This window comes from Pseudomonas sp. MDV22-iso1 (assembly GCF_058145095.1).
This window is the reverse complement of the sequence record NZ_JBYVMF010000001.1, coordinates 369,204-394,256: the sequence shown is the minus strand read 5'-3', so window position 1 is coordinate 394,256 and position 25,053 is coordinate 369,204. Positions and strand designations below refer to the sequence as shown.

The following is a 25,053-nucleotide window of genomic DNA, read 5'->3' as shown; positions in this document are numbered from 1 at the left end:
ATGCCATGCTCACTTAAGCATGGCTTTATTACGGACAGACCAATTCAGGGTAAAAGACGTCGCTGCTGATATATATAATCCACAATATCCCCATCAGGGGCATACCCACTGACGGTTTCCCTAAGAAGCTGCCGGACGCGTGAATAGTCATCTTCCTTGACTGCGGCGATGAGTTCTTCAAGCTTAACTTTTAGCGATTCCCACGAAAGATAATCTTCATTTGCACGCATTATCATCGGGTGCTGAGTAGCGACTACATTATCGCCAATAAGCAACTCCTCATATAATTTTTCTCCTGGTCGCAACCCCGTAAATTCTACAGAAATGTCACCATGAATATTTTTTTCAGATCTGACACTTAAACCAGACAGATGGATCATTCTCTCTGCTAGCTCGATAATTTTGACTGGTTCGCCCATATCTAATACAAATACATCGCCACCCTGCCCCATTGAGCCAGCTTGGATCACCAACTGCGCAGCCTCAGGGATGGTCATGAAGTAACGCGTGATTTTAGGATGCGTAACCGTAAGTGGACCGCCGGATTTAATTTGCTTATGAAACAACGGTATTACAGATCCAGACGAACCCAGAACATTGCCAAATCTAACCATAGTGAATCTGGTTTTATTTGGCTTCGGCTCGTTCGTAATATCGCGAAACATAACTGGAGCACGTTCGCAACTCAACGCCTGAAGTGTAAGTTCAGCCAGGCGCTTGGTGCTGCCCATAACATTGGTTGGCCGTACAGCCTTATCAGTAGATATCAGTACAAAATTGTCAACACCAGCTTGCACTGCTGCCTGTGCGGTATATAACGTGCCTATAACGTTGTTCAGCACTCCCTCAGCAATATTATGCTCGACCATTGGAACGTGTTTATAGGCTGCTGTGTGGTAAACCGTAGCAACTTGCCATGTTTTCATTACATCTAAGAGTTTGTCCTGATTTTGAACCGAACCCAAGATCGGCAAAACGCGTACAGGCAAGGACTCACGAGCAACACGTTGCTCTAGTTCCGAAAGTATAGTGTAAAGATTGAATTCACTGTGTTCGAAAAGCAGGAGCGTCGTTGGGTGTAAAGCTATAATTTGACGGCATAGCTCAGATCCGATTGAGCCGCCTGCTCCCGTCACAAGAACCACTTGACCTTTGATGCAATGTTCGAGTAATTCGCTCTGCGCAGGTACAGGATCCCTTCCGAGCAAATCGGCGATATCTACCTCTTGGATATCATCGACTTTAACTCGGCCGCTGGCCAGGTCCATGAAGCCTGGGACACTGCGTACATGCAACGGAAATCCTTCCAGAAATCCTAGAATCTCACGTCTTCTTGCGCGGTTAGATGAAGGGATCGCTAATAGTATTTCTTGCGCGCCGGTAGATTCGATCATCTGCTGAACATGTTTAGGTTTGTACACATGCAGACCCGATATGACCCTATCAGCGATAGAACTATCATCGTCTATAAAGGCCACCGGCCTCATGACGCGACCCATTCGAAGTGCAGCCACTAGTTGATTCCCTGCAGCTCCGGCTCCATATATTGCAACCCTAGTGAGCCCATTATCGCGACTGGTAAATGGAACATGTTGTGCAGCAGAAAACCAATCCCCTAAAAAATACTGACGCATTGCCAGGCGTAATCCGCCAACCATGATCAGGCTCAACCACCAGTAATTGAATATTATCGACCGAGGGACTACATTCTCATGGTTGCTATACCAGTATACAACCACACCAAGAATCAGAGAGGAAAGAGATACCGCTTTGATAATTGCTATTAATGCATCATTACCAAAATAGCGCATTACAGCGCGATACATACCAAACCGAATAAATAGTGGAATGGCTACAGCCGGGGCACTGAGAAACAACCATGCGTGCTGAATGAACGGGTTAGTCAGTTCATCAAGCCCGAGCCTCACCACGAAAGCCATCCACAGGGCAAACCAAACTAATAGGGTATCGGTCAATACCTGAATAAGGCGCTTTTGACGGCGCGGTAAGCCGAGAAGGAACTCTCTCAATCTATCCATAAATCCTCCAATCAACCTACCCATCCTCTCAGAAATTTACTATTAACACATCTGAGCGTAAGAACAGAAACCACGTCAATTTGTACAAACTAGGAACGTACTTCTACTCCGCCTGCATTATATTTGAAGGCGATCAGAATTAAAGGCGAGTACGCAATGACGAGTGCCAAAACGCCATCTAGATATTCCACAGCTACGAGGTAGGCCAAAGGTAGAAGCCAAATTATATTTATTAATGCAACCCCAAGCGTTACATATAGGTGTTTGCCTATACGCCTAGAGGCGAACTGATATGCATGACTTCTATGAGCCTCATACACTTTATCACCTCTAATCAGCCGCCGGATTAAAGTAAACGTAGCATCAACAATGAACACGCCAAGCAAAATTATCCATACCCATAAAAATTTTGGGGATAATGCCGCTGCCTGTAAAGAAAGCGTCGCGAGAATTAAACCTAAGAAACCACTCCCGGCATCACCCATGAATATCTTTGCAGGTGGAAAATTCCAATATAGAAATCCGGTTACTGCAAAAGCTAGCAAGAGAGGAGCCCAAATTAGCTGCTCAATGCCACCAAAAAAGTAGAGTACAGCAGCGCTCAAGCAGACTGTAATAGCCTCAACGCTCGCCAAACCATCAATTCCATCCATAAAATTGTATAGGTTCAGCATCCAGACGAGATATAAAGCCCCAAAAACATACGACAGTACACCGAAGTTTAACTCAAAACCAAAAAAAACCAGGGGCGGTAAACTCGCGACCCAGTATAGAGCCCAAAACGCCGCCGTGAAGTGCCCCAACAACCTCCAACGAGCAGCGATATGTCCATGGTCATCCAGAAATCCGATCAGCGCCACTGCCCCGCCCGATCCTATTAGGCCAATGACCTGCGCCCAAGGGAGATAACCTCCATAAGATAGCAGCGGGAGGAGCATCAAAAAACTCACCACAATAGCAACCCCACCTCCGCGCGGCGTAGGGATCGAGTGCGAACTCCGAAGATTTGGGATATCTATCAAACTATGATTGAGCGCGTACAAGCGAAGCATTCTTGTAAGAATCAGAGAAACGATAAAAATAATCGGTATGAGAAACCATGCGCTCATAGAGTGGCGATTCCTTGGTAATGTTTAACTGTTTTATTCAGGGCTTCATCCACTGATACGGGTGGTACCCAGCCCAATAAAGTTTTATTTTTCGTGATATCGACTTGAAGCGAACCGCATAGTCTATCGGTCAATTTCGCCTTGCCCGCAATACTCGATGCGAATCTTATCACTCTCTCAGGAATCGGCAGGAGGATAGTATGGCTACCCAACGCGCGCGACAGCTTCCTAAGAAGTTGCGTGGTTGACAGATCATCACCATCACTTACAAGGAATATTTGATTCGCTGCCGCCGGGTGAGTCAAACAAACATTGACGAAATCAACCAAGTTATCCAACGCAACTAAACTTCTTCTATTATTGATAGATCCAAATGGTAGCGGTATATTTTTCTCCAGTATACGCATCATTGTCAAAAAATTCGCCTTAACACCTGGCCCATAAACTAACACGGGTCTAATTATTACCACCTGCATATGGGAATCAGCCGCAATTTTTAGTAAGCCAATCTCGGCCTCATGCTTAGAAATACCATACTCATCTACAGGGGCTGCGAGGGAGTCAGCGGTATAGGGAACTCCCGATGAAGTTGCTTCACCATTGACTTTGATAGAGCTAATAAACACAAATCGTTTAACACCCCTTTCAGCGGCTTGCCTCGCGAGATTCAACGTACCTTCGACATTTGTTTTTCGGAACTCAGCCAAAGGGTTCGCGGCCCGCTCGTTCATCACATGAACACGCGCTGCTGAGTGAACAATAATATCCACCCCTTCCAAAGCTTGGGCCCAGCACTGTTGAGCATCTAATTCACGAAAAAATACAGAATTAAAAGTAGTAGGCGCTCCCGCTTTCGGATCACGGGTGGCAACCTTAATATTAAAAATATCTCGATGAGCCATATCGCGCAAAATTGCGCCCCCGACAAACCCAGAGCTTCCTGTCAACAAAACTGTTTCACGAGAAAATTCCATTAACTCACCAAAACTTACAATAAGGAGCTGCTCACTGAAAATAGCTCATCAACCGATCATTTACTTGACGAGCATCAAAATCTTCTTGCGCAATTTTGAAGCTATTCAATCCCATTATCTTAATCTGATCTGGATGGCTTATAAAATATAGCATTTTTTCGGCAATCGCTTCCGGGGACCACGGGGGGACTATGAAGCCATTGACCCCCTCCCTCACCGTTTCCCGGCAACCAGGTACATCTGTGGTAATAACCGGACGACCAATAGCCATGGCTTCCTGAGTACTTCGAGGAACCCCCTCTCGATAGGATGGAAGCACAAACACACTGGAGTTAGAAAGCCAGCCAGCTACGTCGTCAACGTGACCACGGTGATCTACTAATCCCTCACTGACTAATTTGCTGACATCGCTCAAGCTCAGACCGCCGGGATTTGTCTCATCCAGACCACCCAACATCACAAATGTAGCGGAGTCCGACTTCGATCTGACTAATCGTGCGGCCTCAATGAATTCGTTTATCCCTTTCTCCGCAAGCAAGCGACCGACAAAGATAAAGCTTACAGGTCTGACTGGAGGTTCAGAATAAGGATAATTCCGCAAATTCAATCCAATACCGCCAAGCACGCTTATTTTTCGGGCTTTAAGCTTGTGCTTTTCAATCAGATCGATAGGATCATCTTTGTTAAGAAAAATTATTCTTTCAAGAAAAGGAAATGAAATTCTGTACAAAAAAACCTGTACGCATTTCAAAATCCTTCCTTTCAACGATGCTCCCTCAGGCTTCTCGGTGAAGACATAACCAAGGCCTTCAAGCATACCAATGCGTCTCTTAACACCCGCCATTGCAGCGGCTAATGTTCCAAAAATTACAGGCTTTGAGAAGTAGCTGAAGACAAGGTCCGGCGAAATTTTTTCGATAAGCTTTGACAGTTTATAAGTATTTAAAATATCGCCAAATGGATTCAGGCCCGCCCGACTGAAAATGTAGTCAACAGGCTCAGCTCCAAGAGCTTTAACTTTTGCCCGCGTTTCAACGTCGAAGTCAAGCGCAAAGGCATAAACCTGATCTCCCCTTGCCACCAATGCCTGAATCAAATCGGCCCTGAATCCAAGAACACAAGCCGCTGTGGTCCCTATCAACACTATCTTCATTTAAAGATCCATTCGTCGTAGCAAACGAGCTTGCTCCAATACGTCGCAGATCAAACAGGCGGCGTTCAGTCCGCTCATCAGAACACCTGCTGTATATCGTAGTTGGCGCATCAAATGAACACGATACCATGCCTTAGGCGCGGTCTGTTAATACCAGTTCATCGAGGTGTCGCTGGCACCGAATAGAGATTTACCCAAGTAGTGACAACATTATCGAGAGAATACCTCTCAATCACCCTATCTCTGGCCTGAACGCCCAAATTTTCAGCATCAATAGGGCCTAAATCGAGCGCTCGTCTCACTGCTGTAGCTAAGGCATTAGCGTCACCGGGCGAAACAACGAAGCCTTGGTCACCAACCACCTCCTTAACGCCGCCGCTGTCTGTAACAACGACCACCCGTTCTGTGGCCATCGCTTCAGCGACGACCAGTCCGAAACCCTCCCAGGCCGATGACAGAACGTAGACATCAGCACAACTGTAGAAATCTGATACGTTGTCCCGAACGCCTAAAAATCTAACTCGATTATGTATGGATAATTGAATAGATAAATTGACCAGTTTCTCCTTCAATTCACCATCGCCCACAATCCAAAGTTTAAGCGTATCGGCATCTTTGCATAGGATTTGGAAAGCACGCAGCAGGTTAGGATAGTCTTTAGCTTCAACAAGTCGACCTACAGCAAGAATTACCTTATCTCCAGCCTCGACTCCCTCAGCACTTCGAATCAAGGAACGAGCAGATTCCTTGAACATAAATTTTTGAGTATCGATACCATTAGGCACCACCAACATTTCACCGCTTTTTACAGCCCCTTTAGCCTCAAATGCCTGAACGGCGCCACTACTGACATTAGTAGTTACATCCGCGAGAAAATTGGTCGCGCGATATCCTAGCATTCGCAACTTACCACCCTCGTTGTTGCTGTGGGCTGTACATATGAGTCGTGGAATAGAGGTAATGACTCTTACCAACCGAGCCAAGAGATTAGCGTGGACCATGTGAGAATGCACTACATCCGGCTTGAAAGATTTGATCACCGCACGTAAAGCGAAGAGGCATGATATAAGACTGCGAAGCGATTTTGCGCCTCCCAACCCTATAACCTCAAAAGGTTCGTTAGAAGATAGCAAACGACCAGAACCGGTAAGATACACAATTTTAACATGATGATCGCGAGCAACTAGGCGCTGAGCCAAGTCAAGCACCTGACGCTCCGCACCACCGACATCCAGACTAGTGATGAAAAATAATATTTTCATGAGAACCTTTTAAGCATTACATAGATGCAACACTGAATAGAACGTATTGCATACTTAACTTTATAAAAAAAACTTCTCTCCCTGGCAATTTGATACCAATAAAAAGTTAAAAACCCAATAGGATTTTTTCGCAAGTTAGATGAGAAATTATTTGAATAACCGTCTTCTAAATAATCACATAGATAAATCACTGTATTCCCATGAATACGAATGCGTCCTTCATCCCCTATCTTGTTCCATATATAAAGTTCTGGCACAAATTTCTCCGTGCCAAACACAGGAAACTTGTGGCGCAGGAGTAACGCCGTCTTAAATACATACGCGAGATCGCCCTTAAATAGATGGCCCGCTTCAGTGGGCGACAGATATTTGGGACAATTATCTTGGTCGATTCTCGCGCCAACTAAACGCATGTCAAAAAACGCCTTACGGTAGCACCATCCAACAACGTCTCTATCGGCTTGACCTTGAATCTCTGTTATCACTGTTTGAACGGCAGATGTAACCAAAGCATCATCGCTATCAACTATCAAAATCCACGGTGTCAACGCATTCTGGGCGCCGGTATTTAACGCAACATGCTTGCCACCATTTTTCTGCTGAATCACTCTGATTGGGAATGGTGATGCTTCGGAAATTTCGTTTAGTAATTTTGGTGTATCGTCGACACTCCCATCATCAACGACTACCCACTCAAAATCCAGGCAGCTTTGAGCACAAAGACTGCTATATAATCTCGGAATCGTTGACGCTCGATTATAAGTCGCAGTGACGATGGTAATCATTTTTTATCCCCATTTAATGACAGGAGTGTCATTTTTGCCACAACGGCTATCAATGCGAGGAATAGACAAATTTCAGCAAGAACGAAGCCAAAAACCACTCCATCAACTCCGTACCAAATAGAGAGAGCAGCAGCCATCAAAATTGACAGAATTGAAAAAAACATAATAAGGCCACTCGTTAATCTATCTTTGCCCATCGGTATTAACATACATAACCCGAGAGCCTGATTAGCCAATCTAAAAGGTATAATCCAAACGAAGATCTTAAGTATACTACTTGCTACTAAATATTCTTGACCTAGAACACTTCTAATTAGAAAGTCCCCTACAAAAAATATTGCACTCGATGCGAACACCCCGGCAATAAACATCCCTAATACAATAAACAATGATAGTCGAATTGTATTTTGTTTGGATGAAAGGTATTGCCTATTCAGATAAGGAAAAAAGCCAATCAAAACAGGATTCACGAAACCTACGAAACCACGAATAATTTTCTCGGCCGGGACATACGATGCTACGGCAACGTGGCCAGAGGTGGCACCAACCAAAGACGGCCCAGCGCTTAGGAGTATATTATTTGAACTTTTATATATAAACACATGAAAACCAATTTTTAATTGTTGCAAGCCACCGTAAAAACTAAAAAATAATCGCCCTACCTTTTTCAAACACAGTGCGTTCCCCAGGATCGTATTCAACAACCCCAAACTAGACATTATACAGAGCGCTAAAAATGCGTCATCCGCAGAGTTAACGAACAAAAACAAAAGCAGCAGGCTTGCGAAACGCAGCACGACTTCCATGATTACAACAAAGCTTATTTTCTCCAACCCTTGAAAAAACCAAAATGGACTAAATCCGAACGCCAAGAAATACAAGAACCCTAGAAAAATTAGTTTTGGATCATAAAAATAGGAACCTTTAATAAGGCAGACTACCGTGCCAATCAGTACAACTATTGCTACGATCAGAAGCTTGGCAGAGAAAATTTCCCCATATATTCTCGCCAAAGATTGTTTTTCACCACTTGCCAGTGCTATCTGTCTAGAACCACTTAGAGAAAACCCGTACTCCACTACTAATGAAGACAGCAACGCTACAGACTGGATAAGAACTACTTTTCCATACTCTTGGACGCCCAACGCCCTTGCTAGCACGGGAATTTCAAGAATGGGTATCAGATAAGCGCACAACTGTGCAAAAAACAGCAATCCCATGTTTTTAATCAGATACTTCACAATTTAGTGCTCATTTCTTGGGCCAACTCTGAGCTCTCGCCCATATTCGACAATCTCGACAGCCAAGACAACATGATTGCCCAATAGCCCCACTCAGACATCTCTGAACTCAATGGATGAAAGAGCAACAAAAAACAGAAACATGAAGCGCCTAAGTATGCTGCCAATTTGTAGTATGCAACAGGAGCAGCAGTAGGCCCGTTAAACCACTCTCGCAGCGCAAAAAACAGCAGCGGGCTTAGTACAATAATAAGTAGCCCGATCTCGCCCAGCGCTCCAAGGTCACCTAAGATTGCTAAATACACATTATGGATAACCATAGGCTGTCCCCCTACTATAGAGGTCGAGCTTTGGAATCCACATCCTAAGGGTAGGCAAGCCTCAGCATTTAATATGCCATCGCTGAGCATTTTCGACCTAATTGGATCGCCTTCGAACAATCTGTTTACTACGAGGAGCGACTTCCCATCCAGGAATCCATAAATAGCGTCTAGATTAAAAACTGCAAATAGACCGAACAGTAAAATTAATATCGATACAATCGATAACATTCTTGCTGCATTTAACATAAATACCATTGAAGCGAATGCTATTAAAATCACCGCAAACCATAGGAAACCTGTTCGACTTGAATCGGCTAACAGCAAATAAACCGACGATACCAACACAAAAGTCGTAATCATGATTCTAGATATAGGACTGCTAAGCATCTTAGCAATCATAAACGCACAAAAAAAAGCGCTTGTTTTCCACAGCACTCCAGGATACGCAAACAGGCTACCTTGCCGCCCATCTCCTAAAACTATATAGTAATCGCTCAACCAGTATTTGGATATGATGAACACCACTAAACCAATACCCGTCGCAGTAGCTGAAATCCGATAGAAGTCGTCGATGTCTAAGAGCTGCGAGTTGGCATAAACAACCACGAAGACAGCATAAATCATAATAAATTTTACCGCTTGATAAGCAGTATATGCATCTGCATTTGCGAGCCCTGCAATTAACAAAGCCAATACTAAAATAGCAAAACCAAAACTTGCGCACAAAAAAACTATATCTTTATAAATGCGCCCAGCTTTGACAACTAGTGCACCAGATGCCAGAAGCAAGCCCCATAACGCCCAATATCCGAAAGGTGTTATAACGTTTCGCAAATCACCAAGAACCACGAGTGCGCATGCTGAAAGAACAATATAAAATGGCATCCTTTGCTTTTTAGTAATATTGATCACGCCCCGGCCACTCTAGATTTATCAATCATGATTAAAATTAATTTCCGCTCGTGATCGGCATACGCTCATATGTGAGACGGTCGAATTTTAACCTAAGGAGCTCACTGCGGCTTTATGCCCCTTGGCATCGTGATCCCGCTTGCAGCAGATGCCCTTTAACGAGCGGGCATATACATCAGTTATACATATCGAACAATTGGCACCTGCTGACAGTATAAGCGCGTATGCTTAAATCAAAATACGCGAAATAGCTACCGTTGGCATCTTCATACGGCCCGCTTGGCCCTGGCGTCATTTGTGAGATACAAGATGACAGCAATAAATACTCCAGCCATCAACCCCAAAATCACACCCAAAGTAATAATCAATGATTTTTTAGGTTTGATCGGCGCGTCAGGTCGGTTCACATCGCCGTCCTGTCGGTACACCCATACATCTGACGGACTGACATCTAAATTTTTGAAAAAATCATGCTTTGACTGCAGTTCACGAAGATTCATCACAAATGGATCGTCCGACTGCCGCTGTTCCAAGTTCTGAATTTCAGCCTTCAGCGCCTTGGATCCACGCATATATATAATCTGTCCATCCATGCTTCCAGCTAATTCGACAGAAGGATTACCCGTAATGATTGGCGGCTTCTCCAAACCAATTGCTTCTGCGACTTTTAGCGCCTCTTGCAACTTGGTAATGGAATCTTGACGAATTTGCGTGCCCGTTTCTCGAAGAGACTTTATCTGTTGGAGGAGGTTACGAGCCCTGACACGACTTTCAGTGGCGACGTTCTTAATTATCTCCTCTTTCGCCAACAGCCCGGCTCGATCAGCATATTGCTGAACCCAGATCGACGCCAGTTCAGGGTTAGTCGTCTGGACCGCGACTGCAGATTGATCGCCAGCGTCTCTAACCGGCAAAGTTACAATTAATGTCTTTGAGAATCGCGAATACAAAGCATCTCTGGAGCCCTTTCTCTCTTCCTCTGTGAGACTGGGTAAATAAACGGTATTAAAAAATTCGCGATGAAGAGATTCGGAGTCCAAAATTCGCAGAAAAACTGTATAGATATCCTTTATCGTCAAAGGCACTAAATCGTAATCGCGCGTGCGTCCGTAATTAAAGTTAGCTATATCATTCTGCGTTGGCGGGATAAGAAAAAGCTTTGCTTCATATACTGGTTTAGCTGTAAATGCGTACGCAGCAGCCAATAGTGTCGACACTAACGCCACGCCAAAAACAATCCATTTTCGCTTCCATAGCGAACGGACCAGTGCCTGAATGTCAATTTCAGCACTGCTGTGTGATTGTGATGTACTGCTTTGCATGCCCCACTCGCCTTTTCTATTACGGCACAACACAGCAGTGAGGTGCACGTTCGTTCAACCACGATGTAATCTATAAAATTATTACGTTAGGTATGACTTTCGTTCTACAGCGCCATTGTACCAGCGGTGGCGCTCTCTCGGTGAGCATCGGAATTTGCTGTCGATGGTATTTTATCGGGATTGAGGCTTCCTGCCTGAAAAACATCGAGCTAAGAGCATAGCAACTGGACCTATGACCATGCCTAGCAGGAGGGAGGAAGCAACATAGATCGACAGCGGAAGGGGAGGCGTCGACCACCCCAAGAAAATCAAACTAGATGGCTGTTGATTTTCTAAGATGAATACAATTGCCGCCAAAGCTAAGAGTATTCCAAATGTAGCTGTTCCTACACGCCGAAATAGACGCATCTCTCTTACCTCCGATTCGCACTTAATTTTCTTCCTCATCCTCATTAACCCGATCCCGAAGCTCCTTCCCCGGCTTGAAATGAGGAACAAACTTCCCATCCAGGCTAACCGACTGCCCGGTCTTGGGATTACGCCCTACCCGCGGTGCGCGGTAGTGCAAGGAGAAGCTGCCAAAGCCACGGATCTCGATACGATCGCCGGTAGCCAGGCATTGGGACATTTGTTCAAGCATGGTCTTGATGGCCAGCTCCACATCCTTGGATGAGAGCAGCCCTTGATGGGTGACAATTCGTTCGATCAACTCCGACTTCGTCATATTTTTCCCTTCTTTTTCAAGCAGCTAGATCAGCGCTTCAAAGGTTTTAGCACGCTCGGAGCTATTTGAACAGTCCAGGCTTCGACATATATTCAGCAGGCTTGACTCGCCTGTTTTCAGCGCTTCAGGCGTCAGATAGTTCCTTCATCCACTACCGACAGATAACCAGCATAGTGCGGGTCAGATACCCCGCAGGATTAAAGCCGAAGGGGAATTCATCCTCCTCTTTGGCATCATCGGACCTTGCAACAACCTTGTAACCTGCCCCCTTGCACTCCTTGACTGCACGCTTTTGGCATTTCTCCCACCCGGAGCCCAGCCCCGAGCAATCAATCTCTATGCCACTGACTCCACGCACCGCATGAGTTTTGGCAGTTGTGGTACAGCCTGCCAATACCAGCAGTGCAATGGCGACTATGAGCTTGTTCATTCACTTCCTTAATGTCGGGCACCCTACCGGAGGGCGCATGCACCCTAAGCTCTAGCGTAGCTGCAAATAAGCAATTGATCCTGTTAAAGAAAGGGACAGTTTTGGCAGGGGATTGGTTCAAGGCGGAATGTTAGGCAACAAAGTAAAAGATCAAAAGATCGCAGCCTGCGGCAGCTCCTACAGGTGCTCGGTGTTTGATTGATTCACGACCATGGGTGTCTTTGCCAAATTCCGGGCACAAAAAAGGGCGACCGAAGTCGCCCTTTTTCTATGGTCTGACAGAACTTAGTTCTGTTTTTCCATTTGTGCACGCAACAGGTCGCCCAGAGTGGTAGGACCAGCAGCAGGTTCCGAAGTCGCTGGCTTGTCGCGCAGGCTCTGGATTGCTTCTTTCTCTTCAGCATCGTCTTTCGACTTGATGGAGAGCTGGATTACGCGGCTCTTGCGGTCAACGCTGATGATCTTGGCTTCTACTTCCTGGCCTTCTTTCAGAACGTTGCGCGCGTCTTCAACGCGGTCACGGCTGATTTCGGAGGCTTTCAGAGTCGCTTCGATATCGTCGGCCAGAGTGATGATGGCGCCTTTAGCGTCAACTTCTTTCACGATGCCTTTAACGATTGCGCCTTTGTCGTTCTCTTGAACGTACTCGGAGAACGGATCGCTTTCCAGTTGCTTGATACCCAGGGAGATACGCTCGCGCTCTGGGTCAACCGACAGGATAACGGTGTCCAGCTCGTCGCCCTTCTTGAAGCGGCGAACGGCTTCTTCGCCCACTTCGTTCCAGGAGATGTCGGACAGGTGAACCAGACCGTCGATGCCGCCGTCCAGACCAATGAAGATACCGAAATCGGTGATCGACTTGATGGTGCCGGAGATTTTATCGCCCTTGTTGAACTGGCCAGAGAAATCTTCCCATGGGTTAGATTTGCACTGCTTGATGCCGAGGGAGATACGACGACGCTCTTCGTCGATGTCCAGAACCATAACTTCCACTTCGTCGCCGACTTGTACGACTTTCGAAGGGTGGATGTTCTTGTTGGTCCAGTCCATTTCGGAAACGTGTACCAGACCTTCAACGCCTTCTTCCAGCTCAGCGAAGCAGCCGTAGTCGGTCAGGTTGGTTACACGAGCGGTAACGCGAGTGCTTTCTGGGTAACGGGCTTTGATAGCAACCCATGGATCTTCGCCCAGTTGCTTCAGGCCCAGGGAAACACGATTGCGTTCGCGATCGTATTTCAGAACCTTGACATCAATCTCGTCGCCAACGTTGACGATTTCGGAAGGATGCTTGATACGCTTCCAAGCCATGTCGGTAATGTGCAGCAGGCCATCGACGCCACCCAGATCGACGAATGCGCCGTAATCGGTGAGGTTTTTGACGATACCTTTGACTTGTTGACCTTCCTGCAGGGATTCCAGCAGAGCTTCACGCTCAGCGGAGTTCTCGGCTTCGAGGACGCTACGACGGGAAACGACAACGTTGTTGCGTTTCTGGTCGAGTTTGATGACCTTGAATTCCAGCTCTTTGCCTTCCAGGTGCGTGGTGTCGCGCACTGGACGAACGTCAACCAGAGAACCTGGCAGGAACGCACGGATGCCGTTAACGTCGACTGTGAAGCCGCCTTTAACCTTACCGTTGATAACGCCCTTGACCACTTCTTCGGCTGCGAAGGCTGCTTCCAGAACAATCCAGCATTCAGCGCGCTTGGCTTTTTCACGGGACAGCTTGGTTTCACCAAAGCCGTCTTCAACCGAGTCCAGAGCAACGTGAACTTCGTCACCGACATTGATAGTCAGATCGCCAGCGTCGTTGTAGAACTGCTCAAGCGGGATGAGTGCTTCAGACTTCAGGCCAGCGTGAACGGTTACCCAGCGAGCTTGGTAATCGATATCAACGATAACACCGGTGATGATGGAGCCTGCCTGAAGGTTCAGGGTTTTTAGGCTTTCTTCAAAGAGTTCCGCAAAGCTTTCGCTCATTTTAATTCCTGTTGAATAAGGGCGAAGGATACGCCCATCTCCACATCCCAGACGACGTGGGTTATGTTCATTTAAAGAAACAACGCAGGACTATGACTGGTCCCCTGCGAGGCTTCTTGGTCACCCGGCGATATCGCGAATGGCGATCTCACTCATGATGCGTTCCAGCACCTGATCGATGGATAATTCCGTGGAATCCAGCTGTATGGCGTCAGCCGCCGGCTTGAGCGGGGCTACCGCTCGCTGGGTGTCACGCTCATCGCGGACACGTATCTCATCTAGCAGACTCGACAGACTAACACCATCGACTTTGCCCTTCAACTGCAAGTATCGACGGCGCGCACGCTCCTCGGCACTGGCAGTGAGGAATATCTTCAGCGGCGCATCCGGAAAAACCACGGTGCCCATGTCGCGCCCATCGGCCACCAGGCCCGGAGCCTCCTGAAACGCCCGCTGGCGCTGCAGTAAAGCGTCGCGCACAGCCGGCAACGCGGCCACTTGCGAGGCCCACGCGCCGACCTGCTCATTGCGCAAATCATCAGTGACGTCATCACCTTCGAGGATGATTCGTTGCGGATGACCTTCCGTCGCGCCGACGAACTGCACGTCCAGATGAGCCGCCAACAGCTTCAACGACTCTTCGTTCGTCAGGTCAACGCCATGATTGCGGGCGGCGAATGCCAGCAAACGGTACAACGCACCGGAGTCCAGCAGGCACCAGCCAAGACGCTTGGCCAGAATACCGGCAATAGTGCCTTTGCCCGACCCGCTTGGGCCGTCGATGGTGATGACCGGTGGCTTGATGTTCACGACTGAGCCTCTTGAGCAACGCGGATGCCGACCTGAGCGCATAGCGCGAGGAAGTTGGGAAACGACGTCGCGACGTTCGCACAATCATGGATGCGGATCGGCGCGGTAGCGCGCAGCGAGGCAACACTGAATGCCATGGCAATCCGGTGATCGCCGTGACCGTGCACTTCGCCGCCGCCGATCAGGCCGCCATCAATAATGATGCCGTCCGGGGTCGGTTCGCATTTGACGCCAAGCGCCAGCAAACCATCCGCCATCACCTGGATACGGTCCGATTCCTTGACGCGCAGCTCTTCGGCGCCACGCAGGATGGTACGGCCTTCGGCGCAAGCAGCAGCGACGAACAATACCGGGAATTCGTCGATCGCCAGCGGAACCAGCTCTTCCGGAATCTCGATACCTTTCAGTTTAGCTGCACGAACGCGCAGATCAGCCACAGGTTCGCCACCGACTTCACGCTCGTTTTCCAGGGTGATATCAGCGCCCATCAGGCGAAGAATATCGATCACGCCGGTACGCGTCGGGTTGATGCCGACGTGCTCGAGCACCAGCTCCGAACCTTCAGCAATCGAAGCCGCCACCAGGAAGAACGCCGACGACGAGATGTCCCCCGGTACTTCAATGTGGGTCGCGGTGAGCTTATGGCCGGACTCGACCGACGCCGTAGCGCCGTCGACGGTCACCGGATAACCGAAGCCACGCAGCATGCGTTCGGTATGGTCGCGGGTTGGCGCCGGCTCGGTGACGGTAGTCTTGCCCTCGGCATACAGACCCGCCAGCAGCAGGCAGGATTTCACCTGGGCGCTGGCCATCGGCATGGTGTACGTCACGCCTTTAAGCTTGTTGCCACCCCGAATGACCATCGGTGGACGACCTTCAGCAGCAGTCTCGATGACCGCACCCATTTCCCGCAGCGGGTTGGCCACGCGGTTCATCGGGCGCTTGGACAGCGAGGCATCACCGGTCAGGGTGCTGTCGAAGTTCTGCGCAGCCAAAAGGCCGGACAGCAGACGCATCGACGTGCCGGAGTTGCCCAGATAGATCGGGCCCGGCGCAGGCTTCAGGCCATGCAGCCCGACGCCATGGATAGTCACGCGACCGTGGTGCGGACCTTCGATCACGACGCCCATGTCGCGAAACGCTTGCAAGGTCGCCAGCGCGTCTTCGCCCTCAAGGAAGCCTTCGACTTCAGTGACGCCTTCGGCCAGGGAACCCAGCATGATCGAGCGGTGGGAAATCGATTTGTCACCCGGTACACGAATCCGCCCAGTCAGGCGGCCACCAGGTTGTCCCAGGAAAATCAGGTCGTTGGAGTTCATAGCGTCCACATAAGCCCGGCGGGCCAGGATTTTACTGAAATGTTCGCGAGCAACCCGGGCGCGAGTGAAGACGCCCAACAATTGGTGCCCATCCCCTGCATCGACCGCGTCGCGCAAGGCGTCGAGGTCGCTGCGAAATGTATCGAGTGTGCGCAGGACAGCTTCGCGGTTGGCGAGGAAGATGTCGTGCCACATCACCGGATCGCTTCCGGCGATTCTTGTGAAATCGCGGAAACCGCCGGCAGCGTAACGGAAGATCTCAAGATTTTCATTGCGCTTGGCCAACGAATCGACCAAACCGAACGCCAGCAAGTGCGGCAAATGGCTGGTCGCCGCCAGCACTTCATCGTGGCGCTCGACCTGCATGTGCTCGACATCGGCACCCAGTGCGCGCCACAACCGGTCGACCACTGCCAGGGCTGCCGGATCGGTTTGCTCCAGCGGCGTCAGAATCACTTTATGGCGACGGAACAAGTCGGCATTGGAGGCTTCCACCCCGCTCTGCTCGGAACCGGCAATCGGATGTCCCGGAACGAAGCGCGCCGGCATGCCGCCAAACGCTTCAGTGGCCGCGCGAACGACGTTGCCCTTGGCACTGCCGACGTCGGTAAGAATCGCTTGCCCCAGGTCCATACCCGCCAAACGGCCGAGCATTTTTTCCATGGCCAGGATCGGCACGGCCAACTGAATGACGTCTGCGCCCTGGCATGCAACGGCCAGGTCTTCTTCACAGCGATCCACCACACCCAACTCAACCGCCAGCTTGCGCGATTGCGGATCGAGATCGACACCGACCACTTCCCGACAAACACCGCTTTCACGCAAACCCTTGGCAAACGAACCGCCGATCAATCCCAGACCGACCACCACCAGGCGACCGATCATAGGTTCAGCAGATTGCAGTGCAGTGACATCAACCACGAGCCAGAACCTTGGTCAGCGCCTCGAGGAAGCGGCTGTTTTCCGCCGGCAGGCCGATGGTGATACGCAGGTGGTTGGGCATTCCGTAGTTCGCCACCGGACGCACGATCACGCCCTCGCGCAGCAAGCCCTGGAACACCGGAGCAGCAACGCGCCCCAGATCGACGCAAATGAAGTTGCCTTTGGACTCAATCCAGCTCAGCCCCAGTTCGCGGAAGCCCGCTTCCAGTTGCTGCATGCCCGCTTCGTTCAGACGACGGCTTTCAGCCAGGTAATCGGCATCTTGCAGCGCGGCACAGGCAGCGGCCAGGGCCAGGCTGTTGACGTTGAACGGTTGTCGCACACGGTTCAGCACGTCTGCCACCACGGCGGTAGACAAGCCATAACCCACACGCAGCGCTGCCAGGCCGTAAGCTTTGGAGAATGTGCGCGAAACCAGCAGATTCGGATACGCCGCCAGGTAGTCCAGACCGTCCGGCAGGTCACTGCCTTCGGCGTATTCGATGTACGCCTCGTCCAGCACCACCAGGACGTGCTCCGGTACATCCTGCAGGAACTCGTCCAGTGCTTCGGCACCGAACCAGGTCCCGGTTGGATTGTTCGGGTTGGCGATAAAGATCACGCGGGTGTTGGCGTCGATTGCCGCCAGCATGGCCGAAAGGTCATGCCCCCACTCTTTAGCCGGAATCACACGTGCATCAGCACCCACCGCCTGGGTCACGATTGGATACACCGCGAACGCGTGCTCACTGAACACTGCGTTCAAGCCGGGCGCCAGATAGGCGCGGGCGACCAGCTCCAGAATGTCGTTGGAACCGTTACCCAGCGTCACTTGATTCAGCTCGACGCGGCACTGCTCGGCCAGCAGGGTTTTAAGCGCAAAACCGTTGCCGTCCGGATAACGGGTCAGCTCGGCCAGCTCTTCGCGAATCGCAGCCAGAGCCTTGGGACTGGCACCCAGCGGATTTTCGTTACTCGCCAGTTTGACGATGCTGGCCGGATCGATATCCAGCTCACGCGCCAGTTCGTCCACGGGTTTGCCCGGGACGTAAGGCGAAAGTTGTTGCACGCCCGGCTGTGCCAGAGCGAGGAAGTCACCACTCATTTTGCTGTCGCCCTTAAAGAACTGCTTTCGGGTAGGAACCGAGCACTTTGAGTGCTACCGCTTCCTGACTGATCTTTTCCAATACACCTTTGATCAATGGATCGCGGTGGTGGCCGACGAAGTCGATAAAGAACACGTAGGTCCATTTACCGCTGCGCGAAGGACGCGTCTCGATGCGAGTCAGGTCGATGCCATTGTCGTGGAAAGGCACCAGCAACTCGTGAAGCGCGCCGGGCTTGTTGCTCATGGAGACAATGATCGAAGTCTTGTCGTCGCCGGTCGGCGGCACTTCCTGGCTGCCGATCATCAGGAATCGCGTGGAGTTGTCCGGGCGATCCTCGATTTTCTCGGCCAGACGGGTCAACCCGTACAGACTGGCCGCCATGTCGCCGGCAATCGCTGCCGAGTTCCACTCACCCTTGACCCGCTTGGCCGCTTCGGCGTTGCTGGACACCGCCACACGCTCGACATTCGGATAATGGGCGTCCAGCCACTTGCGGCACTGGGCCAGTGACTGGGCATGGGAATAGATGCGGCTGATGCTGTCGGTCTTGGTGTTTTCGCCCACCAGCAGGTGATGGTGAATCCGCAGCTCGACTTCGCCACAAATGACCATGTCATGTTCAAGGAAGCTGTCGAGGGTGTGGTTGACTGCGCCTTCGGTGGAGTTTTCCACCGGAACCACGCCAAAATTCACCGCACCCGCCGCGACTTCACGGAAGACTTCGTCGATTGCTGCCATCGGCTTGCTGATCACTGCGTGGCCAAAGTGCTTCATGGCCGCCGCTTGAGTAAAGGTACCTTCCGGGCCGAGGTAAGCCACTTTCAGCGGCTGCTCGAGTGCCAGGCACGAAGACATGATTTCGCGGAACAGCCGCGCCATCTCTTCGTTGCCCAGCGGCCCCTGGTTGCGTTCCATCACTCGCTTGAGCACCTGAGCTTCACGCTCGGGACGATAGAACACCGGCACTTCGCCTTCGGCCAGCGAGGCCATCTTTACCCGCGCAACTTCCTGGGCGCAGCGCGCGCGCTCACTGATCAGCTCCAGGACCTTGGTGTCCAGAGCATCAATGCGAACGCGCAGTGCCTTGAGTTCTTGCTCAGACATTAGCCGTGTTCCTTCTCGAACTCTGCCATGTACGAAATCAGTGCGTTGACCGCAACGATGTCCACGGCGTTATAGATGGAGGCGCGCATGCCGCCTACGGAACGGTGACCCTTGAGGTTCAACAGGCCACGCGCTTCGGCACCGGCCAGGAACGGCTTGTCCAGACGGTCGTCCGCCAGGCGGAACGGCACGTTCATCCACGAGCGGTCCGACTTGTTGATCGGGTTGCTGTACAGGCCGCTGGCGTCGATGAATTCGTACAGCGTGCGCTGCTTCACTTCATTGAGCTTGCCGATGGCTTCAACACCACCCTGCTCTTTCAGCCACTCGAATACCAGACCGGACAAGTACCAGGCCAGGGTTGGCGGGGTGTTGTACATCGAGCCGTTGTCGGCCGCGACCTTGTAATCGAGCATGGTCGGGCACAGGGAACGGGCGCGACCCAGCAGGTCTTCGCGAACGATGTTAACCACGATGCCACTCGGGCCGATGTTCTTCTGGGCGCCGGCGTAGATCATGCCGAAGCGCGACACATCGATTGGACGCGAGAGGATGTCCGAGGACATGTCGGCGACCAGCGGGACGTCACCGGTTTCCGGGACCCACTGGAATTCCAGGCCGCCGATGGTTTCGTTCGGCGCGTAGTGAACGTAGGCCGCGTCTTTCGACAGCTTCCATTCGTTCTGACCGGGAATTGCAAAATAGTCGTAGGGCTTGGCGGTACCGGCAACATTGACGTGTCCGTAGCGCGTCGCTTCCTCGATGGCTTTCTGCGACCAGATACCGGTATCGATATAGTCGGCCGTACCATCTTCCGGCAACAGGTTCAGAGGGATCTGAGCAAATTGCTGGCTGGCACCGCCCTGCAGGAACAGCACTTTATAATTGGAGGGGATATTGAGCAGATCACGCAGATCCTGCTCGGCCTTGGTGGCAATGGACACGAACTCATCGCTGCGATGGCTCATTTCCATGACCGACAGGCCCTTGCCGTGCCAATCAAGGAGTTCACCCTGAGCGCGCTTCAGGACAGCTTCGGGAAGCGCCGCAGGACCGGCACAGAAGTTATAGGCTCTCTTGCTCACATCCAATCTCGCTCTGATTTGGTGGTAATCACGCAATAGTACGGGGTGATCGTCCCGCGAATGGCTGGCGCGATCAACTGTAGGAGCGAGCTTGCTCGCGATGGATTCGAAGACGTCGCGCTTAATCAGAAAACCCGCGTCATCGTTGACGTCCATCGCGAGCAAGCTCGCTCCTACAGGGGCATCATTAATTCCAGAGAGACAAACAACAAGGGGGCGAATTCTCATCCGCCCCCTGCTTGTCCGCTTATTCCTGCGGTTCTTCGTCGGCTGCGGCGTCGAGTTGCTGGTCTTCGGCAACGTTGTCGTCGATCACGACATCACCGTCGAACACTGCACCCTCTTCACCGTCTTCCAGCTCTTCGCCTTCGACTTCCGACGGTTCCTGAACCCGCTCCAGACCGACCAGCGTTTCATCGCTGGCCAGCTTGATCAGGGTCACGCCCTGAGTATTACGGCCCAGGCTCGACACTTCGTCGACACGGGTACGAACCAGCGTGCCCTGGTCGGAAATCAGCATGATCTCCTCGCCATCAAGCACCTGGACTGCACCGACCAGACGGCCGTTACGGTCGTTGCTGACCATGGCGATAACGCCCTGACCGCCACGCTTGTACTCAGGGAACTCGCTGATCGCCGTGCGCTTGCCATAACCACGCGCCGAAGCGGTGAGGATCTCACTGCCTTCTTCGGGGATCAGCATGGAAATCAGCTTCTGGCCTTCTGGCAGACGCATGCCGCGAACACCGCGAGCAGTACGGCCCATGGCGCGAACGTCGGTTTCCTTGAAGCGAGTCACTTTACCGCCGTCGGAGAACAGCATGACTTCGCGCTCGCCATCGGTAATGGCGGCAGAAATCAGTACGTCACCTTCGTCCAGTTCCAGCGCGATCAGACCGACGCTGCGTTGACGGCTGAAGGATTCCAGCGGGGTCTTCTTCACGGTGCCTTTGGCGGTGGCCATGAAGATGAAGTGACCTTCGGTGTACTCCTCGACCGGCAGCATGGTGGTGATGTATTCATCACTGTCCAGCGGCAGCAGGTTGACCAGCGGACGACCACGGGCAGCGCGGGAGGCTTCCGGGATTTCGTAGGTTTTCAGCCAGTACACCTTGCCTTTGCTGGAGAACAGCAAGAGCGTGGTGTGACTGTTGGCGACCAGCAGGTGAGCGATGTAGTCCTCATCCTTGACGCCGGTCGCCGACTTGCCTTTACCGCCACGACGCTGAGCCTGGTACGCAGCCAATGGCTGGGTCTTGGCATAGCCACCGTGGGAGATGGTCACGACGCGCTCTTCTTCCGGGATCATGTCACCCAGGGTCAGGTCGAGACGGGCATCAAGAATTTCGGTGCGGCGCACATCGCCGTATTCGGCGCGAATCACTTCCAGCTCTTCGCGGATCACTTCCATCAGGCGCGTGGCGCTGTTGAGGATGCGGATCAGCTCGCCGATCTGGTTGAGGATCTCTTGATATTCGGCCAGCAGCTTCTCGTGTTCCAGACCGGTCAGGCGGTGCAGACGCAGTTCGAGAATGGCTTGCGCCTGCTCTGGCGACAGGAAGTACTTGCCTTCGCGCAGACCGTATTGCGGGTCCAGGGTCTCGGGACGGCAAGAGTCGGCACCAGCACGCTCGACCATCGCGACCACAGCGGAAGATTCCCACGCAGTCTTGATCAGCGCTTCCTTGGCTTCCGACGGTGTCGGCGAAGCCTTGATCAGGGCAATGACCGGATCAATGTTCGACAGGGCGACCGCTTGCCCTTCAAGGATGTGACCCCGTTCGCGCGCCTTACGCAGTTCGAACACGGTACGACGGGTCACCACTTCACGACGGTGGCGAACGAAGGCTTCCAGCAGGTCCTTGAGGTTCAGGATCCGCGGACGGCCGTCGATCAGCGCAACGATGTTGATGCCGAACACCGCTTGCAGCTGGGTCTGGGCGTAGAGGTTGTTGAGGATCACCTCAGGCACTTCGCCACGACGCAGTTCGATCACGACGCGCATACCGTCCTTGTCGGACTCGTCGCGCAATTCAGTGATGCCTTCCAGCTTCTTCTCTTTGACCAGCTCGGCGATCTTCTCGATCAGACGGGCCTTGTTCAGCTGGTAAGGGAGTTCGGTGATGACGATCTGCTGACGACCACCGACCTTGTCGATGTCTTCGATCGTCGAGCGGGCGCGCATGTAAATGCGGCCGCGACCGGTACGGTAGGCTTCAATGATGCCGGCACGACCGTTGATGATCGCAGCGGTCGGAAAGTCCGGACCGGGGATGTATTGCATCAGCTCATCGATGGTCAACTCGGGGTTGTCGATGAGTGCCAGGCAACCGTCGATGACTTCACCGAGGTTGTGCGGCGGGATGTTGGTGGCCATGCCCACGGCGATACCGCTGGAGCCGTTGACCAACAGGTTGGGAATACGGGTCGGCATGACCGCCGGGATCATTTCAGTGCCGTCGTAGTTCGGCACCCAGTCCACGGTTTCTTTGTGCAGGTCAGCCAGCAGCTCGTGCGCCAGCTTGGTCATGCGCACTTCGGTGTATCGCATGGCCGCAGCGTTGTCGCCGTCCACCGAACCGAAGTTGCCCTGCCCGTCTACCAGCAGGTAACGCAGCGAGAAAGGCTGCGCCATACGAACGATGGTGTCGTACACCGCGGTATCACCGTGCGGGTGATACTTACCGATCACGTCACCGACAACACGGGCAGATTTCTTGTACGGCTTGTTGAAGTCGTTGCCCAGCTCGCTCATCGCGAACAGCACACGCCGGTGCACGGGCTTCAAGCCATCGCGCGCATCCGGCAGTGCCCGCCCGACAATTACGCTCATTGCGTAGTCGAGGTAGGACTGCTTCAGCTCGTCTTCGATATTGACCGGGAGGATTTCTTTGGCCAGTTCGCCCATGAGAAGCCTGATTCCTTTTTCTGGTGAAACCTCGTCACATCCATATGGGACGAACGAAGCTCGCCGCTGCAGGCTGGAGTGCCATACACCGACTTACGACAAATCAACGAGTTGTGCCATGGATTTGCGCAGTAAAGACAACCCCGTGGGACTGCCTCGGAAAACGCCGGATGTTATCACAAGAGCCGCCACGCACCTATCCCTCTGATGCGCATGGAGCATAGTTAGTTGACCGGTGACAGGCTTGAAGGGGATCAGAGAGGCTTAGAGCTACTGCGAATGCCGAATTGGCGACCGAATTAAGGTTGTTTATTGACTTTCAGCCCCAAATCGCCAGCAGGCTGGCTCCCACATTAGATCTAAGTCGATCACAAACCCTGTGGGAGCCAGCCTGCTGGCGATGAAGTCCTTTCAGACGCTACGGAAATCAATGCAGACGCTTGCGGCACATCAACTGCGCCATTTTCGCGGTGTCTGGCCGCTCGACGATGCCTTTTTCGGTGACGATGACATCGATCAGGTCCGCAGGGGTCACGTCGAATACCGGATTGAACGCATCCACGTCCGCACCGACGCGCTTGCCGCCCACTTCCAGCAACTCGCGGCCATCGCGCTCTTCAATGGGAATGTCGTCGCCACTGGCCAGGTTCATGTCGATGGTTGAACTCGGGGCCACGACCATGAAGCGCACGCCGTGGTGCATGGCGTTCACTGCCAGCTGATAGGTACCGATCTTGTTGGCCACGTCGCCATTGGCGGTGATCCGGTCGGCGCCCACGATCACCCAGGTAATGCCCTTGGTTTTCATGATGTGGGCTGCAGCAGAGTCGGCATTGACCGTGACGGGAATGCCTTCGTTGGCCAACTCCCACGCGGTCAAGCGCGAGCCTTGAAGCCATGGGCGGGTTTCATCGGCGTACACGCGCTCGACCATACCTTCGATGAACGCCCCGCGAATCACCCCCAATGCGGTGCCGAAGCCGCCAGTGGCCAGCGCGCCGGTGTTGCAGTGAGTCAGAATCGCCTGAGCGTTGCCCTGATGCTTGCGAATCAGGTCCACGCCCAGCTGCGCCATGGTCAGGTTGGCTTCCCGATCGCTTTCATGAATGGCGATTGCCTCGGCTTCCAGCACTGCCAGTGGATCGGCGTGATTCTTCAGGCGCTCCAGGCGATCGCGCATGCGGCCCAGCGCCCAGAACAGATTGACCGCCGTTGGCCGGGAGTCCGCCAGCAGTGCGAAATCAGCTTCCAGCGCCGCCTGCCAGTCGCCTCCTTCGGCAAACCGGGCGCGGGCTGCCAGTACCATGCCGTAGGCGACGCTGATGCCAATGGCCGGAGCACCCCGCACCACCATCGAGCGAATGGCCTCGGCCACACCGGCGGCGCTGGTGCAGGCAATCCAGGTCTCCTCGAACGGCAATACGCGCTGATCCAGCAGGTACAGGGCGCCATCACGCCAATCGATGGCTTTTACCTTCTCCGCAGCCAACAGTCGATCGCGCATCCCACACCCCGTACTCAGTAACAAAGCCGCCGATTATAG

Annotated in this window: 19 protein-coding genes; all 19 read right to left on the bottom strand. The window is 52.1% G+C overall.

Features of this window, described 5'->3' with window-relative positions:
* Positions 1-44 precede the first annotated feature (44 nt).
* Positions 45-2,039, bottom strand: coding sequence for a polysaccharide biosynthesis protein (locus AC3ZVB_RS01795; protein ID WP_490145682.1), 1,995 nt, complete (start codon positions 2,037-2,039; stop codon positions 45-47).
* Positions 2,040-2,128: 89 nt separating this feature from the next.
* Entirely contained in the window at positions 2,129-3,148 is a 1,020-nt protein-coding gene (locus AC3ZVB_RS01790; protein ID WP_490145610.1) for an MraY family glycosyltransferase, read from the bottom strand.
* The gene (locus AC3ZVB_RS01785) at positions 3,145-4,122 is read right to left on the bottom strand and encodes a UDP-glucose 4-epimerase family protein (protein ID WP_490145609.1); all 978 of its coding nucleotides are present in this window, start codon (positions 4,120-4,122) and stop codon (positions 3,145-3,147) included. Before AC3ZVB_RS01785 ends, AC3ZVB_RS01790 begins: the two co-directional genes overlap by 4 nt.
* A 31-nt stretch (positions 4,123-4,153) precedes the next feature.
* Positions 4,154-5,275, bottom strand: coding sequence for a glycosyltransferase family 4 protein (locus AC3ZVB_RS01780; protein WP_490145608.1), 1,122 nt, complete (start codon positions 5,273-5,275; stop codon positions 4,154-4,156).
* A 158-nt stretch (positions 5,276-5,433) separates the two neighbouring features.
* Complete coding sequence (locus AC3ZVB_RS01775; RefSeq protein ID WP_490145607.1) at positions 5,434-6,537, bottom strand: glycosyltransferase; 1,104 nt, start codon at positions 6,535-6,537, stop codon at positions 5,434-5,436.
* A complete protein-coding gene (locus AC3ZVB_RS01770; RefSeq protein WP_490145606.1) occupies positions 6,534-7,322 on the bottom strand; it encodes a glycosyltransferase family A protein in 789 nt (262 codons plus the stop codon). Before AC3ZVB_RS01770 ends, AC3ZVB_RS01775 begins: the two co-directional genes overlap by 4 nt.
* Entirely contained in the window at positions 7,319-8,563 is a 1,245-nt protein-coding gene (locus AC3ZVB_RS01765; protein WP_490145605.1) for an oligosaccharide flippase family protein, read from the bottom strand. The genes AC3ZVB_RS01770 and AC3ZVB_RS01765 overlap by 4 nt, the downstream gene beginning before the upstream one ends.
* Complete coding sequence (locus AC3ZVB_RS01760; protein ID WP_490145604.1) at positions 8,560-9,798, bottom strand: hypothetical protein; 1,239 nt, start codon at positions 9,796-9,798, stop codon at positions 8,560-8,562. Before AC3ZVB_RS01760 ends, AC3ZVB_RS01765 begins: the two co-directional genes overlap by 4 nt.
* A 266-nt stretch (positions 9,799-10,064) precedes the next feature.
* Entirely contained in the window at positions 10,065-11,120 is a 1,056-nt protein-coding gene (locus AC3ZVB_RS01755) for an LPS O-antigen chain length determinant protein WzzB (RefSeq protein ID WP_490145603.1), read from the bottom strand.
* A gap of 430 nt (positions 11,121-11,550) precedes the next feature.
* A complete protein-coding gene (ihfB, locus tag AC3ZVB_RS01750) occupies positions 11,551-11,844 on the bottom strand; it encodes an integration host factor subunit beta (protein ID WP_134422175.1) in 294 nt (97 codons plus the stop codon).
* 151 nt (positions 11,845-11,995) lie between these two features.
* Positions 11,996-12,274: a hypothetical protein gene (locus tag AC3ZVB_RS01745; protein WP_490145602.1), complete on the bottom strand. Its 279-nt coding sequence runs from the start codon at positions 12,272-12,274 to the stop codon at positions 11,996-11,998.
* 285 nt (positions 12,275-12,559) lie between these two features.
* Positions 12,560-14,254 (bottom strand): 30S ribosomal protein S1, encoded by a 1,695-nt coding sequence (gene rpsA / locus AC3ZVB_RS01740; RefSeq protein ID WP_162436111.1) that lies wholly within the window; start codon positions 14,252-14,254, stop codon positions 12,560-12,562.
* A 120-nt stretch (positions 14,255-14,374) separates the two neighbouring features.
* A complete protein-coding gene (cmk, locus tag AC3ZVB_RS01735) occupies positions 14,375-15,106 on the bottom strand; it encodes a (d)CMP kinase (protein WP_208525567.1) in 732 nt (243 codons plus the stop codon).
* Positions 15,061-17,268, bottom strand: coding sequence for a bifunctional prephenate dehydrogenase/3-phosphoshikimate 1-carboxyvinyltransferase (locus AC3ZVB_RS01730; protein ID WP_490145681.1), 2,208 nt, complete (start codon positions 17,266-17,268; stop codon positions 15,061-15,063). Before AC3ZVB_RS01730 ends, cmk begins: the two co-directional genes overlap by 46 nt.
* Positions 17,269-17,296: 28 nt before the next feature.
* Positions 17,297-18,409, bottom strand: coding sequence for a histidinol-phosphate transaminase (hisC, locus tag AC3ZVB_RS01725; protein WP_490145601.1), 1,113 nt, complete (start codon positions 18,407-18,409; stop codon positions 17,297-17,299).
* Between the two features lie 13 nt (positions 18,410-18,422).
* Positions 18,423-19,517: a prephenate dehydratase gene (pheA, locus tag AC3ZVB_RS01720; RefSeq protein ID WP_162436108.1), complete on the bottom strand. Its 1,095-nt coding sequence runs from the start codon at positions 19,515-19,517 to the stop codon at positions 18,423-18,425.
* On the bottom strand, positions 19,517-20,602 hold the full coding sequence (gene serC / locus AC3ZVB_RS01715) for a 3-phosphoserine/phosphohydroxythreonine transaminase (protein ID WP_490145600.1): 1,086 nt from the start codon (positions 20,600-20,602) through the stop codon (positions 19,517-19,519). The genes pheA and serC overlap by 1 nt, the downstream gene beginning before the upstream one ends.
* A 247-nt stretch (positions 20,603-20,849) precedes the next feature.
* Complete coding sequence (gyrA, locus tag AC3ZVB_RS01710; protein WP_162436106.1) at positions 20,850-23,510, bottom strand: DNA gyrase subunit A; 2,661 nt, start codon at positions 23,508-23,510, stop codon at positions 20,850-20,852.
* A 427-nt stretch (positions 23,511-23,937) separates the two neighbouring features.
* Positions 23,938-25,014 (bottom strand): S-methyl-5-thioribose-1-phosphate isomerase, encoded by a 1,077-nt coding sequence (gene mtnA / locus AC3ZVB_RS01705; RefSeq protein ID WP_162436105.1) that lies wholly within the window; start codon positions 25,012-25,014, stop codon positions 23,938-23,940.
* Positions 25,015-25,053 lie beyond the last annotated feature (39 nt).

Coding starts and splice junctions, on each gene's coding strand:
- AC3ZVB_RS01795 (WP_490145682.1), bottom strand. CDS start 2,039: ATGGATAGATTGAGAGAGTTCCTTCTCGGCTTACCGCGCCGTCAAAAG.
- AC3ZVB_RS01790 (WP_490145610.1), bottom strand. CDS start 3,148: ATGAGCGCATGGTTTCTCATACCGATTATTTTTATCGTTTCTCTGATT.
- AC3ZVB_RS01785 (WP_490145609.1), bottom strand. CDS start 4,122: ATGGAATTTTCTCGTGAAACAGTTTTGTTGACAGGAAGCTCTGGGTTT.
- AC3ZVB_RS01780 (WP_490145608.1), bottom strand. CDS start 5,275: ATGAAGATAGTGTTGATAGGGACCACAGCGGCTTGTGTTCTTGGATTC.
- AC3ZVB_RS01775 (WP_490145607.1), bottom strand. CDS start 6,537: ATGAAAATATTATTTTTCATCACTAGTCTGGATGTCGGTGGTGCGGAG.
- AC3ZVB_RS01770 (WP_490145606.1), bottom strand. CDS start 7,322: ATGATTACCATCGTCACTGCGACTTATAATCGAGCGTCAACGATTCCG.
- AC3ZVB_RS01755 (WP_490145603.1), bottom strand. CDS start 11,120: ATGCAAAGCAGTACATCACAATCACACAGCAGTGCTGAAATTGACATT.
- ihfB (WP_134422175.1), bottom strand. CDS start 11,844: ATGACGAAGTCGGAGTTGATCGAACGAATTGTCACCCATCAAGGGCTG.
- AC3ZVB_RS01745 (WP_490145602.1), bottom strand. CDS start 12,274: ATGAACAAGCTCATAGTCGCCATTGCACTGCTGGTATTGGCAGGCTGT.
- rpsA (WP_162436111.1), bottom strand. CDS start 14,254: ATGAGCGAAAGCTTTGCGGAACTCTTTGAAGAAAGCCTAAAAACCCTG.
- cmk (WP_208525567.1), bottom strand. CDS start 15,106: ATGCGCTCAGGTCGGCATCCGCGTTGCTCAAGAGGCTCAGTCGTGAAC.
- AC3ZVB_RS01730 (WP_490145681.1), bottom strand. CDS start 17,268: ATGATCGGTCGCCTGGTGGTGGTCGGTCTGGGATTGATCGGCGGTTCG.
- hisC (WP_490145601.1), bottom strand. CDS start 18,409: ATGAGTGGTGACTTCCTCGCTCTGGCACAGCCGGGCGTGCAACAACTT.
- pheA (WP_162436108.1), bottom strand. CDS start 19,517: ATGTCTGAGCAAGAACTCAAGGCACTGCGCGTTCGCATTGATGCTCTG.
- gyrA (WP_162436106.1), bottom strand. CDS start 23,510: ATGGGCGAACTGGCCAAAGAAATCCTCCCGGTCAATATCGAAGACGAG.
- mtnA (WP_162436105.1), bottom strand. CDS start 25,014: ATGCGCGATCGACTGTTGGCTGCGGAGAAGGTAAAAGCCATCGATTGG.